This window comes from Enterococcus mundtii, assembly GCF_013394305.1.
GTDB lineage: Bacteria > Bacillota > Bacilli > Lactobacillales > Enterococcaceae > Enterococcus_B > Enterococcus_B pernyi.
Genome location: NZ_AP019810.1, coordinates 1,015,130 through 1,030,065, shown reverse-complemented (window position 1 = coordinate 1,030,065; position 14,936 = coordinate 1,015,130). Strand labels below are relative to the sequence as shown.

The 14,936-nt window shown below is 39.5% G+C and carries 13 protein-coding genes; 10 read left to right on the top strand and 3 right to left on the bottom strand.

Annotated features, from left to right (window positions below; translation table 11 throughout):
• The first annotated feature begins 7 nt into the window (after positions 1–7).
• The 10 genes from HZ311_RS04980 (at position 8) to HZ311_RS04935 (ending at position 11,016) form a co-directional block, all read left to right on the top strand.
• Positions 8–211: a hypothetical protein gene (locus tag HZ311_RS04980; RefSeq protein ID WP_010736645.1), complete on the top strand. Its 204-nt coding sequence runs from the start codon at positions 8–10 to the stop codon at positions 209–211.
• Positions 212–224: 13 nt separating this feature from the next.
• Positions 225–1,058 carry a hypothetical protein gene (locus tag HZ311_RS04975; RefSeq protein ID WP_010736644.1) on the top strand — a complete coding sequence of 278 codons (834 nt, stop codon included), beginning with the start codon at positions 225–227 and terminating at the stop codon, positions 1,056–1,058.
• A 21-nt stretch (positions 1,059–1,079) separates the two neighbouring features.
• Positions 1,080–1,463, top strand: coding sequence for a PrgI family protein (locus HZ311_RS04970; protein ID WP_023520286.1), 384 nt, complete (start codon positions 1,080–1,082; stop codon positions 1,461–1,463).
• Positions 1,447–3,849, top strand: coding sequence for a VirB4-like conjugal transfer ATPase, CD1110 family (locus HZ311_RS04965; protein WP_353629219.1), 2,403 nt, complete (start codon positions 1,447–1,449; stop codon positions 3,847–3,849). Before HZ311_RS04970 ends, HZ311_RS04965 begins: the two co-directional genes overlap by 17 nt.
• Complete coding sequence (locus HZ311_RS04960; protein ID WP_137072819.1) at positions 3,846–5,771, top strand: peptidoglycan amidohydrolase family protein; 1,926 nt, start codon at positions 3,846–3,848, stop codon at positions 5,769–5,771. The genes HZ311_RS04965 and HZ311_RS04960 overlap by 4 nt, the downstream gene beginning before the upstream one ends.
• The gene (locus HZ311_RS04955; protein ID WP_010736640.1) at positions 5,768–6,295 is read left to right on the top strand and encodes a hypothetical protein; all 528 of its coding nucleotides are present in this window, start codon (positions 5,768–5,770) and stop codon (positions 6,293–6,295) included. The genes HZ311_RS04960 and HZ311_RS04955 overlap by 4 nt, the downstream gene beginning before the upstream one ends.
• Before the next feature lie 60 nt (positions 6,296–6,355).
• Positions 6,356–7,372 carry a hypothetical protein gene (locus HZ311_RS04950; protein WP_137072815.1) on the top strand — a complete coding sequence of 339 codons (1,017 nt, stop codon included), beginning with the start codon at positions 6,356–6,358 and terminating at the stop codon, positions 7,370–7,372.
• 256 nt (positions 7,373–7,628) lie between these two features.
• Positions 7,629–9,401 carry a PTS mannitol-specific transporter subunit IIBC gene (locus HZ311_RS04945; protein WP_023520281.1) on the top strand — a complete coding sequence of 591 codons (1,773 nt, stop codon included), beginning with the start codon at positions 7,629–7,631 and terminating at the stop codon, positions 9,399–9,401.
• Between the two features lie 12 nt (positions 9,402–9,413).
• The gene (locus HZ311_RS04940; RefSeq protein WP_019723779.1) at positions 9,414–9,851 is read left to right on the top strand and encodes a PTS sugar transporter subunit IIA; all 438 of its coding nucleotides are present in this window, start codon (positions 9,414–9,416) and stop codon (positions 9,849–9,851) included.
• Between the two features lie 13 nt (positions 9,852–9,864).
• On the top strand, positions 9,865–11,016 hold the full coding sequence (locus HZ311_RS04935; protein ID WP_023520280.1) for a mannitol-1-phosphate 5-dehydrogenase: 1,152 nt from the start codon (positions 9,865–9,867) through the stop codon (positions 11,014–11,016).
• A gap of 87 nt (positions 11,017–11,103) precedes the next feature.
• Here HZ311_RS04935 and HZ311_RS04930 read toward each other — a convergent pair whose 3' ends face one another.
• The 3 genes from HZ311_RS04930 to HZ311_RS04920 form a co-directional block, all read right to left on the bottom strand.
• Positions 11,104–11,805, bottom strand: coding sequence for a type 1 glutamine amidotransferase (locus HZ311_RS04930; protein WP_010736635.1), 702 nt, complete (start codon positions 11,803–11,805; stop codon positions 11,104–11,106).
• The gene (locus tag HZ311_RS04925; RefSeq protein ID WP_096081777.1) at positions 11,798–13,150 is read right to left on the bottom strand and encodes a Mur ligase family protein; all 1,353 of its coding nucleotides are present in this window, start codon (positions 13,148–13,150) and stop codon (positions 11,798–11,800) included. The genes HZ311_RS04930 and HZ311_RS04925 overlap by 8 nt, the downstream gene beginning before the upstream one ends.
• A 199-nt stretch (positions 13,151–13,349) precedes the next feature.
• Positions 13,350–14,750 (bottom strand): TrkH family potassium uptake protein, encoded by a 1,401-nt coding sequence (locus HZ311_RS04920; RefSeq protein ID WP_023520278.1) that lies wholly within the window; start codon positions 14,748–14,750, stop codon positions 13,350–13,352.
• Positions 14,751–14,936: the final 186 nt, after the last annotated feature.

Below are 14,936 nucleotides of genomic sequence, written 5' to 3'. Positions count from 1 at the left end.
GAAATAAATGGATTATTTCAATCAAGCAATGTCTTTATTTTCCAACGGGGTGATTACTGCAGGAAGCTTACTGACCGTTTGGGGCATTATCCAATTAGGCGTTGCAATCAAAGAGCATAATGGGCCAGGGATGCAACATGCCATTTTTCAAATCGTTGGGGGTGCAGTGATTTTAGCTGCTGGTGCGTGGATCACGAATATTTCAATGTGAGGAGCGAAAAAGAATGGACGGTGCGATCGAATTTTTGCTACAAACGATTGCAGAACAATTAAGTTTATCGACGAATCATAAAAATAGTCTTTTACAAAACCTCGAACATTATCTGCCGGAAATCTATCGTTACAGTGTGACGATCATGGAAAGTGTCGTCAAACCTATTGCTTATTCCCTATTAGGTTTTCTATTGTTGATCGAATTTCAACAACTCGCACATCGACTATATGGCAAGCAGTCAGAGTTTGGTGGACTGGATCTTTTTTTGCCATTGTTTATCAAAATCGGATTGACCGTACTGCTTTTACGCCACTTGATGGTTTTCCTCAATGCCATTATGGATGTAGGTATTTTTGTTAGTCAAGGAATCAATCAATTGGAGATTCGAGGTGTGACGGATCAGACAATGGATATCTTCAACGTGATGGAGCAGATCGATCAGCTAGGTTTTTTTGAAAAAATGGTGTTGTTGATGATCTTACTCGTTCCCTTGATTCTATCGATCATTGTTAGCGTCCTTGCTCAAGTGCTGATCTTTTTACGCTTTTTGGAAATGTATCTTTATTTGAGTATCTCACCTTTACCGATTGTCGCTTTAGTGAATACAGAAATCGGGCATGTCGGAAAGAATTTTTTAAAACTATTTGGTGCGGCATCTTTACAAGGTGTATTGCTTTTTATCGTGTTGAATATCTATCCACTACTAGTGAGTACTATTTTTTCATTTGATGAGACGCAGGGGATGATTGCAGTGATCAGTGCGATCGTCGGTAATTGCTTGGCGCTATCCATGTGTTTGTTTTACACCATGAAATGGTCGAAAGCGATCATCGTTGCGGCCTGAGTGGGAAAAGGAGTGTGAAAAATGGCGATTGAAGTCGTGATCAGAAAAGAAATCAAAGAGTATCAAGAGAAGATCTTTTTTGGCTTCTCTTTAAGACAGGTTATCGTTATTGCATTGGCTTTAATCGTGATTTTACCGGTCGGCCTACTTAATCATTTTATTTGGGGCTATTCAATTGATGATCTAGGAATTGTATTGATGTTTTTTACTAGTCCGATTTTATCGGTGGGTTGGATCAAAAAAAATCAGTTACCTTTAGAAAAATATCTCCTTATCCGTTGGCGCCATCTTATCGCAACAAAGCACTATCCATATCAAAATGCTCGTTTGGAGGAAGATCATGAAGGGATTTCAACGAGGAAAAACAGTAAAACAGAGAAATATCGAAGTGAACAAGGGAATTAAAAAGTCTTCCTTAACCAAACTATTACACAAGCAAAAGAAAAAAAGAGGAAAAAAAGAACGAAAATCAGCACCAGCCAAACATGCACAAAGGAAGATTCGTTATGAAAAAATGTACGAAAGTGGAATTTGTGAACTTGCTTCCGGATATTATTCAAAAAGTATCCAGTTTTCAGATGTCAATTACCAAATTGCACCTGTAGAAGACCAACAAGCTATTTTTCAAGGGTATTGTACCTTACTAGATAGTTGTGATGAACGAACGCATCTAACGATTACCTTGAAAAAAAAGCGAATGGAACAAAAGGAACTGGAAAAGCAATTGTTCTATAAAGAAACAGGGGAGAGTCAGGACATCTACCGTCGAGAATTGAATGAAATGCTGCGGCGAACCATGACAGAAGGAGGAACGAATTTTAGCAAACAAAATCTATTGACCTTCAGCACGCAGTCTACTGATTATGACCAAGCCAAGCATTCCTTGACACGTATCGAACAACAACTTAGTCATAGTCTTTCGGAAATCGAATCAAGTAGTCAAACACTTTCTGGCAAAGAACGGTTGCAACTGCTCCATGAATTGATCAAACCTAATGAATGGTTCCAGTTCAATTATACAGATTTAGTTTATAGCCGTTTGTCGACAAAAGCAGTTGTTACCCCTGCAAGTTTCAGCTTTAAAGCAAAAGACTATATCGAAATTGGCTCAGAGTATGCCCAAGTCCTATATTTGAAAGATTACCCCACCAAACTTTCAGATAGATTGATCTTAGAATTAATGGATATTGGCGAAGAGTTGTGTTTATCGATCCACATTGAACCAGTGGATTCTGAAAAAGCAAATCAGTTGGTTCAAATTAAAAAAGCTTATATGGAAGGGGACAAAATAACTGCTGAAAGAAAAGCGACACAAAAAGGCTATGATCCTTATTCAAATATTCCGTATGAATTGACCAATAGTATCAAAGAAGCCGAAGCTTTATTAGACGATCTAGTCAAAACCGGTCAAAAATTATATTTTGTTACCTTCCTCGTTTATTTCCGATCTCAGACCAAAGAAAAACTTGCTGATATTGCGGAACAAGTCCAACATGTTGGGCGTAAAAATCGTTGTCATTTCAATGCATTAGACTATCTACAAGATGAAGGATTCAATTCGGTCTTACCTTTAGGAAAAAATTGGATCGAACAACAACGGACGTTGACGACAGAAAGTACAGCGATTTTTATTCCATTTTCAGCGCAAGATCTTAATCATATAGATGGCAAATATTACGGGAAAAATGAAATGACCAAAAATAGTGTAAGGATCAATCGTAAGCAACTAAACACGCCGAGTGGCATGATTTTAGGTAGCTCTGGTTCAGGCAAAGGTGTAGCCAAAAAATATGAAGAAATCACGACGTTACTTAAAAATCCCGAAGATGAAGTCATTTCGATTGATCCGGAAGATGAAGATACGATCATCGGCAATGATTTTGATGCTCAAATCATCAATATCGCCCCTAATACCAATACCTTCATCAACTTACTAGATATTTCAGAAGACTTGAGAGGAGAGGCAGATCCAGTAAAATTGAAATCTGACTTTCTGTTAACTGCTTGTGAAGCCTTGATCGGTGGGCCAACTGGGTTAAATTCGGCACAACGATCGATCATTGATCGTGTCACGCGATTGACGTATTTCAATTTTCAAAAAATCTCAGAAAAATCAGCGCCGACATTGGCGGAAGATTGGTTTCCGCTTTTAAAAGAACAACCGGAAAAAGAGGCGCAGACATTGGCGTTAGACTTAGAGTTATATATCGATGGTTCACTTTCGATGTTTTCTAAACCAACTAATGTTTCTTTAAATAAACGTTTTGTGATTTACAATACGAAACAACTAGGGAATCAATTGAAAACTTTTGGGATGATGGTTGTTTTGGAACAAGTGTGGAATCGGGTCGTTCGCAATCGAGACAGAGGCATCACTACTTGGATCTATATTGATGAAATGCAACTCCTGTTAAATGATCCTTACTGTGAAAATTATTTTTTTGAACTATGGAGCCGAATCCGTAAATGGGGTGCGATTGCCACTGGTATTACCCAAAATGTCGAAACCTTATTATTATCAGATAAAGCACGCCGAATGTTAAGTAATACGGAATTTATCATTATGTTGAAACAAGCGAAAAGTGATTTAGATGAGCTGTCTTCCTTATTCAATCTTTCGTATCAGCAACAAAGACAATTACTCAATCCAATCAAAGGCGCAGGATTGATACGGGCAGGCAATGCCATTGTCCCTTTTTCCAACACTGTTGATCCAACAACAAAACTTTATGAGTTGATCACCACTGATCCTGTCGAACGCCACAGATTACGACAGGATGTATCGCCATGAAAAAAAACGATGTAGGCATTGAAGAGACCGTGAAATCACGAAATAAACGAAGGAGTAACAGACATTTTCTGCGTAGGAAAACGAAAGATCCTCGCAGAGTCATGCTTGCATATCAGACAAAAATAGTTGATTTCTCTTTACTTGGAAATAAAACTTCGATCAGTAGCAAAGTCAGCCTTTACCTACTTGTTGGTGTTAGCATTCTCATATTTTTTCTCTTTTTCAGTATGATCGGCTTCGTTTCGTCTGCCACGATCAAAATCAATGAGCTTGAATTGACGAAGGTATGGAAATATTTAACCGAATTGGATGTGGAATTGACACTAGAATTAAACTCAACTAAGAGTTTGATTCTAGTAAATGAACGAGTAGTGGCTGCAAATGAAGTCGTGATCAGGTCTGATATTGAAGAGGTGCTGATTTATTTAGACATGGCTTATGGTGAAGACCAATTAGGAAATCCAGATGTTCTCAAAGAAACGATCCAAGGATTGCATGAACAGATGTGGCAAGTAGACAGTAACGAAGGTCAAATCAAATTAACATCACGATCATTGTCGCAAGTGATCACTTGGACGCCGGAGTGGAAAGAACGCAGACAGCTGTTAGCAGAAATTGGTCTTTATGCAAGTTTGACTGAATTAAGCAATCCATTGAAAGAAACAGACTCTTTACGCATAAAACAACGCTTTGGTTATTACGTAACAAATCAAGAAAAAAGCTTACTTGAAGGACTGCTCATCCAGACAGAACCGAAAGAAAGCATAGTCGCTGTGATCGCTGGAGAAATTACAAGAGACCGAGAGAACGTAACCATCACAATGAACGATCAAACCATTACTTATCATGATGTAGATCTAACAGCTACTGAAGGACAGATGGTATCGGTGGGGACAGAGATCGGGAAAGTAAAACAAGAGGAACTGCATCTGTCTTACCAGAAAAAAGGTGAAATCGTCAATCCAGCTTTTTATCTCCCCAATGTAGTCGATAACAATGAGACACAGCTTGATCCCATTGAAACGGACGTTACATTTAATGGACAGAAATTTCGAGAAGTGATTTTACTGCATTGTCACGCATTTAGTGACCATGCAGAAACGATTATCCAAGAAGCTAAAAAGAATAATATCTCCCCCATTGTTCTAGCAGCCATCATGATCCACGAAACTGCTTGGGGGACGAGCGAAGGAATTCGAGAAAAGAACAATCCAGGTGGCTTGATGCGAGAAAATGAGTTGCTTTCCTACGCCACACTTGAAGAAGGGATTGCCGCCACCGCTCGAACACTAAACCAATTGATCGTGAACCAAAGACTGATGACAGTCGAGCAACTCGGAAGTGTGTATTGTCCTGTAGGTGCAAGTAATGATCCCCTGGGATTAAACCAATACTGGGTACCGACGATCAAAGAATTATTTGTACAACTAGGTGGCAGTAAAGAGATGAGCTTACTCTGGCAATCGAATCACACAGTGGGTCAAGAGGTGTTGACACAAGCCAGAACATTGTATCGTCAAAACGTTCAGTACTCACAAGGCTTTGAACGAGGCACCTTTCCTTATCATGATTGCTCTTCTTTTGTTCTGTGGGCGATGAGAAGTGTTGGCTTGCCTGTGCCACTAGGTAGCACTGAGACATTGTATTCTTTGGAAGGGACTTTCCTGATGCCAATCAGTCGAGAAGATGTCAGAGCCGGTGACTTGTTTGTGTGGGGGAAGAAAGGACACTCTTTAGGTAGTTACGGCCATACAGGGCTATTTTTAGATGATGGTGGTAAAACGATCCTTCATTGCACACCTGCTACTGCACGAGGGTATGGTCAAGAAGGCGATATCGTCATCACTCCATTTGAAGGCTATGCAGGTGATTTCCAGCTGGCGCCTGTTTATTTCTATCGATTGTTGGGAGAAAAAAAATGAATGCAAAATCCCGCTTCCTTTGTCTCATTCTAGCTTTCTTTCTGTTTGGTAGCATGACTTTTAGTGTTGGTAGGTCACTTGTCTTTCGTTCACAAGAAAAAAGACAAGCCTCTGAAAAAAAATCCAGACAACTTTCGGAAGCACAAGTCAGAGAATTTTTACAAGCTTATTATACGTTTGAAACAGTCGGCGACAATTACTCTGCATATGTTGATGCTCTTTCTAACAAGATGAAAGATAAAGTAAAAACAGAACAAGGTAAAAAAACGCATAGTCCACAGCGTTTTGGCTTCAGTCGCTGGCTCAAAAGCGAGCATTATTTTAAACAAACGAACGAGGAAATGGTTGAAGTCCTCTGTTTGGTTGATTTTACGACGTCTTTATTGAATGAAGAAGGCGGAGTTGTAAAAAAAGATATTCGCCATCGTGAGGGTGTCAAACTGACTTATCTCTATGACACTAAAAATCATCGCTATGTCTTGGATGATCTCGAACAGCTGTCTTCTTTTATGGAAATACAATGATTGAGTAAGGAAGACCTTACAAATGGACGCAACAAAAATGAATGAGGGGAGTGACAACGTATGGCGAAAGAAACTGTAATCATCGATCAGATCCATCACTTACAAGTAGAAGAGACTCAGTTGGATTTGTTTCAGGCTTTGGAAGATTTAGAAACTGAAAATCGACGAGTCTTGCTGGCAAACACACAAGGACAATGTCGCATACGTATTTATGATCGTAAGGGAGAAATGATGATAGAAAAAGTGCTTCAATTTCCTTTGACAGAGGAGATTGAAGAGATCTTAAGTCAACACTGGGAGCAAGAAATAGCCAATACAAAAGAGAAGAGTCAGTTCTCTCATTCAAGCAACACACTGAAAAAAAATCAGTTGTTACAAATCAATTGGAAAAAAATCATCAAGCGATTACTTCTTAGTGGAGTAATCGTTTTTGTTGTGATTCAAGGTGTCGGTTTGTTTGTTGAACAAAGAACGAATAATGAGCAAGCGACAACCGAAGAAAATCAGAAAAGTTCATGGCAGTCATTAGTAGAAGCAGGCGCATATGAAGAAGCTGCGGAAGAATATCCCACTCAGTATCAGCAATTGATCGATCACTTAGTGGAAGAACAGGAATTTTCTTGGGTAGAGAAGTTGAATGAGCAAAAGCCAACAGGAAATGCCACCTTTGATCTGGCTTTTTATCAAAACGATTGGAAAAAAGTGATTGCGACCCACGTGGAACAATTGACGGAAAAGCGCCAAACCAAGTTAGCGATTGCTTATTTGGAGCTGGAACAAGTACAAGAAGCCGTTGTGTTGAATCGCCACTTGAAACATCAGGAGATCACGTTAGCACTGGATCAGTTTTATTTTGAAAAAAGTCTTGATTGGTTGAAAGAAAAAGAAATGAACAAAGCGAAAGAAGCATTTGAACAAATCCAAACGGAAGAATTAAAAGCGGTGATGGCGGCATACATAGAGCAAGGAACGATTATTTTAGATTTCATTACGTTCTATGAGGCGTCAGCCGATATGTCTGAAAATCTAATGCTTTGGGAAGAACGGTTGGCTCGATTAGGAGAGTCAATGGAATAAAAACCTTACTTTGTAAAAAAGAGTCCAAAAGATCACGAGGATGTGCCTTTTCGTAGGTATCTACAGATAAAATGCTCCCTTAAATGAAGAAAATAATTGTATCAGCGTCTCTAATTAGTACCAGAAGTCTTTCATCAAATCACTCATTTGGATCACTCCATGTTTTGGCACAAATGATTGTGACAAAATCCGACTATTTATCTAAATGGTAAGCGGATACAATTTGGTTAAAGAAAGAGATAAAGGAGCGATTGAAGTGGAAGAGACGATACCAAAAAATAAAATTTCATTCAAAGCAAAAGTACAAAAGTTAGGAAGTACCTTATCTAGTATGGTGATGCCGAATATCGGTGCGTTGATTGCTTGGGGTGTTTTGACAGCATTATTTATTCCAGATGGCTATTTACCAAACGAAGCGTTTGCTACGATGGTCGGCCCAATGTTGACGTATTTAATTCCTTTATTGATCGGCTACACCGGAGGGAAAGTCATCGGTGGTGATCGTGGTTCAGTCGTCGGAGCAATTGCGACGATGGGTGTGATCGTTGGGACAGATATTCCGATGATGTTAGGTGCCATGATCATGGGTCCATTAGGTGGCTTTGCCATCAAGAAATTCGATCAAGTGTTTCAAAAACATATCAAATCAGGGTTTGAGATGTTGGTCAACAATTTTTCTGCAGGATTAATCGGTTTTGCGTTAGCATTGATCGGCTTTTCTGCAATTGGTCCAGTGGTGGATACACTGACGCAAGCGATGGCAACAGGTGTTGAAGCAATTTTAAATGCAAATTTGATTCCATTGACGAGTATTTTTATCGAACCAGCGAAAATCTTGTTTTTGAATAATGCGATCAACCATGGCATTTTGACTCCTTTAGGAACAGAACAAGTGGCTACAGCCGGTCAATCGATCCTGTTCTTGTTGGAAGCTAATCCTGGACCAGGTCTAGGTGTATTGTTAGCTTTCACACTATTTGGCAAAGGCGCGGCAAAATCATCTGCACCGGGTGCAATGATCATCCATTTCTTAGGTGGAATCCATGAAATCTATTTCCCATACGTAATGATGAAACCGTTATTATTCTTATCAGTGATTTTTGGTGGGATGACAGGTAGTTTCGTTTTCCAATTAATGGATGCAGGCTTACGTGCGCCAGCTTCACCGGGTTCGATCATTGCCATTTTAGCAATGGCACCATTGAGTGCTTACTTACCAGTTATTTTAGGGATCGTCGCTGCAACAGCCGTTTCTTTTGGGATCTCTGCAGTCATTCTAAAAGCTGATGCGAAAGAAACAAGTGAAGATTTTGAAAAATCAGTGGAAGCGACTCGTCAAGCGAAACAACAAGCGAAAGGAACTGGAACTACTAGTCAGGGACAACCAGCTTTATCAGCGATCAAAAAAATCATTTTTGCCTGTGATGCTGGAATGGGGTCAAGTGCGATGGGTGCTTCCTTGTTAAGAAAAAAAGTCCAAGAGCATCACTTACCTCAACTCGTGACGAATCAAGCCGTTAGTCAATTATCTGATGAAGCAGACGTATTGATCGTGACTCAAGTTGAGTTGCAGGAACGAGCAAAACAAAAAGCGCCACATGCTCATTTTGTTGCAGTAGAAAACTTCTTAAATTCACCAAAGTATGATGAAATCATCCAAGCATTAGGAAGTAAGGAAGAAACACAGCCAAGCCAACCACTCTCTACTACTCCAACAGATGATTTGGATTTATCTGAATTAAAAGATATCAAAGAGATTTTACTTGTTCATGACGATCGTGCAGGATCAGCGACAATGGGATTGTCCTTATTGAAAGATATATTGAAGAAAAACCAATTGGAGATCCCTCTGAAAAAAATCAATATTGATGAGTTGACGGAGCAACCGAATACACTGATCGTTTCAAGAGAATCCTTGTCTGAGGAGGCACGTTCAGTGGCACCGCATTCACTTCATTTTTCAGTGGCGACGATGGTCAGTCCACAAAAATATGAAACGATTGCTCACTATTTGAAAAAAGTAGCATAAGGAGGAAATAAAATGTCTGAATTAGCATTTGATATGATCGAGTTGAATAAGGCTTTTGCAACAAAGGAAGAGGCCATCCGATACTGTGGAAGAAAATTAGTGGAAGCCGGTTGTGTCGAAGAACCCTACATTGACGCAATGGTGGAACGTGATGCGATGTTATCCGTTTATATGGGGAATTTTATCGCGATCCCTCATGGAACAGATGAAGCCAAAGCATTCGTAAAAAAATCAGGGATCTGTGTGATCCAAGTGCCAGATGGTGTCAATTTCGGGACTGAACAAGAAGAAAAGATTGCGACAGTCTTGTTTGGTATCGCTGGCGTAGGAGAAGAACATCTGCAATTAGTGCAACAAATCGCTCTTTATTGTAGCGACATGGACAATGTTGTCCAATTAGCAGATGCACTGAGTAAAGAAGAAGTCACACACAATCTAGCAATTGCCTAAGGAGAGAAGACGAATGAGAGCAGTACACTTTGGTGCCGGAAATATCGGCAGAGGATTTATTGGAGAAGTTTTAGCTGAGAATGGGTTTGACATCACTTTTGTTGATGTCAACGAACAGATCATCGATTCATTAAATGAAAAAAGCCGGTATACGATCGAACTAGCTGACGAATCGAAAAAACAACTTGTCGTTGAACGCGTTCGCGGATTGAACAACCAAAAACAGCCTGAACAAGTGATCAAAGAAATAGCACAAGCAGATCTTGTGACCACAGCGATCGGTCCCAATATTTTACCATTCATTGCTGAACTGATTGCAAAAGGGATCGAGCAAAGAGAACAAGAGGGCAATCAGCAACCGCTAGACATCATCGCTTGTGAAAATATGATTGGTGGCTCTGAGCATCTAAAAATGGAAGTCTATAAATATCTGTCAGATACCCACTTTGCAGATCAGTCCATCGGATTTCCGAATGCAGCAGTGGATCGCATCGTGCCGATGCAACAACATGAAGATCCTTTGTTTGTGCAAGTGGAACCTTTTAAAGAATGGGTCATTGATGATACGCAACGAAAAAATAAAGAGATTTCGTTAAATGGCGTACTATACGTCAAAGATTTGGAACCATATATTGAACGAAAACTATTTAGTGTGAACACAGGGCATGCGACTGTAGCTTACACCGGTGCATTATTGGGATATGCAACGATCGATGAGGCAATGCAAGATTCGTTAGTCGTTGCCCAACTAAAATCAGTACTACAAGAAACAGGAAGTTTACTGGAAGCAAAATGGGGCTTTGATAATAAACAACATGAAGCCTATATTGAGAAAATCATCCAACGTTTCCAAAATAAATATATCTCAGATGCCATCACTCGGGTAGCTCGAACGCCTTTACGGAAGTTAGGCTATCAAGAACGCTTTACTCGTCCGGTTCGTGAATTGCAAGAATACAATTTGACTTGTCCACATTTGACAGCTACGATGGGGATCATTTTCAACTACTATGATCCTGAAGATGAGCAAAGTCGTGAACTGCAAGAGATGAAAGTGCGAGAAAATATGGATCAGTTGATCCAAGAAGTCACAGGTATCCATGATCCGACAACAATCAGTAACATCAAGCAAAATGTGATGCGTTATGCGAAACAAGTAGCTTGATTCTTGATACGATCAATGGAATAAACAAGTGGATTGTAAAAAAAACCTCTAAAAATATCTTAGATATTTTTAGAGGTTTTTCGCTGTTTACTTGATTGGAGCTGCGGCAACTGTTGGTAGATCAAGCTCTTTTCCATAACGTTTCTCTAATGCTAAGCGAACGAGACGCTCCGCTAGATGTTCATTACGTGCTAAGATCGGACCATGGAAATAGGAGCCGTAAACGTTGCGGTAAATGACACCTTCTGATTGATCTTCCCCATTATTCCCTTGACCTTTGACGATTTTTCCCAGCGGGCGTTCGCCTTCGCCAAGAAATGTTCGACCATTATGATTTTCAAATCCATAATAGGTTTCGTTGAACTCTTCGTTGTGGATCACGATGTCACCAATGAAGCGATTATTCTCTTGGCTTAAGGTGTAATGATCCAACGCACCGATTCCTTGGATTTTTTCACCGTTTGCGCCCATATAATAATGACCAAGTAGTTGGTAACCGCCACAAATCGCAAGTACGACACCATCATTTTCAATGTAATTAGTCAATGATTCTTTCTTTTCTTGAATGTCTTTTGAAATGATCATTTGTTCAAAATCTTGACCACCTCCAAAGAAAACTAAGTCATATTTATCTGCCTCAAAGGGTTCATGGATGCTGACGATCTCAGTATGAGAAGTGACCCCCATTTTTTTGGCGATATATTGGAGCATCAAGAGATTGCCATTGTCACCATAAGTATTCATCAGATTCCCATAGAGATGGGCAATGCGTAATTCGTAGTTAGCCACGATTCATGCCTCCTTTGATAAAGCCTTGACTCGCTAATTCTTTTCGTAATTGTAAGACAGCTGTATAGGTCGCTAAAATATAGACATGATCCGTCGGTAGTTGCTTGATTTTCTCAATGACATCAGTCAATTCTTTTGATTGTGTCAATTTATCTTCAGCGATACCCGCTACTTTCAAACGTAGTGCCATATCTGTGTGGCGATCGCCACCAGCAATCACAGCAGGGATTTCCATATCTGCAAAGCGTTCAAATTCTCCGTCCCAGATCCAACTCACATCGATTCCATCTGCGTAGTTCGCATTCAAGAGGGCTACTAGTGAAAATGGATACGGCGCATGTCCCATCATGTCGATGACTTGGTTGATCCCTACAGGATTTTTGACTAGGACTAAGGTACAGGACTTGCCATCGATTTCGATGTCTTCTTGACGACCAAATACTTTTTCGTCATACCCTAAGCCTTGTCTGATTTTTTCAGGAACAACACCATAATATTCAGCCACCGCAGTAGCTGCTAAAGCATTATAGACATTGTACATGCCACCAACTTCGATGCCATATTCATTGCCATCAATGACGAAATCAGCTGATTTGTTGTCCATTCGTTTCATTTCTGTCAAACGATAATCCAGTTCTGGACGTTTAAAGTCACAATTTGGACAATAGTATTTACCTAAGTTTGCATAAGTGATCATTTTGTAGTGCAAGATGTGATGACATTTCGGACACAACACGCCATCTGTATTGTAGTGGGCCATCTGTTCATGGTCTTCTTCGTGATCAAATCCATAATATCTTCTAGGGTTGACGGTCTCAACTGAATTGAAGATCGGTGAATCGCCATTACTGATGATCGTAGCATCTGGCGATTTTGCGGCACCGTCAACGATCATTTTATACGTGGTGTAGATTTCACCGTAACGGTCCATTTGGTCACGGAAAATGTTTGTAAACAAAAATAGTTCAGGTTTGATGTATTCAGTCACTCTACTTAGACTGGCTTCATCGATTTCTAACACCGCAAATTTCTTTTGGCCTTTTCCGGCTTTTGCTTGTAAAAAAGTCGAAACGATTCCTTGGACCATGTTGGCGCCAGTAGGGTTCGTCAAGACTTCATCAAATTGTTGTCGTAAGATATTGACGGTCAAAGCGGTCGTCAATGTTTTTCCATTTGTTCCAGTTACGACGACGACTTGATAGTCTTTTGCTAATGTATCTAAAATATGAGGATCGATCGATAAAGCAAGTTTACCAGGTAAACTTGATCCTCCTTTAAAAAAAGTTTTTAGTCCCCATTGTGCGGTTTTACCAACTGCAATCGCAAATTGACTGCGTATTCCCATTATGTAACCTCCAAAACGTCATAATTACAAATAAATTCAACTAATCATACCATATGTTGAAAAAAAGGTTAAATTGCTTTGTCTTATTTTACAAAAGTTTATACTGTTCGCAAAACAAAAACGAAAGAAGCAAGAAAACGAAAAACGATCGCTTCCTTGCTTCTTACATATCGTTTTTTTATGGTAACGATAGACTAGCTTACCCGATAATGATTTTCTCAGTAGGATATTCATAACCTAAATCTCGTGTTTCTTTTGGCACAAATAACATTAATGTATACAACATACCGATACGTCCAATAAACATCAACGCACCGATCGTGATTTTACCGACTGTTGATAGATCACCGGTAATTCCTAGCGATAACCCCGTTGTCCCAAAAGCAGAAGTCACTTCCACGATGATTGAGATCAGCGGTTGTTTCTCCGTGGCAGATAAAAAAAGAATACAGAAGAAGCACATCCCTAAGGAGAGCATAAAAACGACTACTGATTTTCGGACATCATCTTCATCAATTCGACGACCAAAAATATTAATGTTATCTTCACTTTTCAAAAATGAATAAAGATAAAGGCCAATGATCGCCACAGTCGTGGTTCGGATACCCCCGCCGACAGAACTGGGACTACAACCAATGAACATCAATAAGGAAAAGACGATCAAGGTGGTGATTTGAAAATCTCCTAGATCATGGATCTGTAAACCCGCATTACGAGTTGTCATGGAATAAAACATTGAATTGATCCACTGGACACTAGGATGGAGATCTTTGAACAAGTGATTTTTTTCAAGTAAAAAAATCAAGACAGTCCCGCTTACAAATAAAATGACAAAAGCGAGGACGGCGAGTTTTGTAAACAAAGAGAACCGAAAAGGAATCTTGGCTTTTGTTTTTCGATACAAGCGCCATTCTCGAAACTCCATCAATACTGGAAAACCGATTCCACCAATGAAAATCAGGAACATGATCATAAATAAAAATGGATAGTCATGTTCAAATGGCTTGATCGACTCACCAGTAATATCGAATCCCGAATTTGTGACCGCGGAAATAGCTTGATAAAATCCATGGAAAATGGCTTCGTGCCAATGATCGAAATAGCCACGAATATAAAAATAAACGGAGAACAAGGCACCAAATAGCAATTGGAACCAGAGCAATATGACAAAAGTGATCCGAATCAAACGAACGATACCAGATAAACGTGGTTGGTTCATATCTGTCATGATCAATTGTCTTTGACGTAAGGTGATCCGTCGCTTAGAAAAGATAATAAATGCCGTTGAGATCATCATGATCCCTAAACCACCCACTTGAAACAACACTTCGAGTAAAATAATGCCATTGTTATTAAAAATCGCGTGGATGTCAAATGTCGAAAGACCAGTGACACTGATCGTACTGATAGCCATAAAAAGCATGTCAATAAATGAAGCATGACTACCCGGATTTCGGAAAAATGGGATGTAAAACAAGCCCAAAGAAATCATAGTCATTAAAATATAATAAAATACAATAATTTGAATAGAAGAAAAGTGACTAGAAACATATCTTGCACTACGCCTTCGCCATTTCCGGAAAAAAAGATTCAATTGCACAAATTCGATCCTCCTTGTTAGATGTTTCTTCCAGTATACCGACAATAAAATAAATACACAAAGAAATAATAAAACTAAAATTTACTAGGATTTTAGTTATTGGAAAAGTGTCTTATAATAAAGATGACTTTGCGAAACAACTTGGAGGGAGATCCATGATAAAATGAAGTGTATCAACTAGTCATA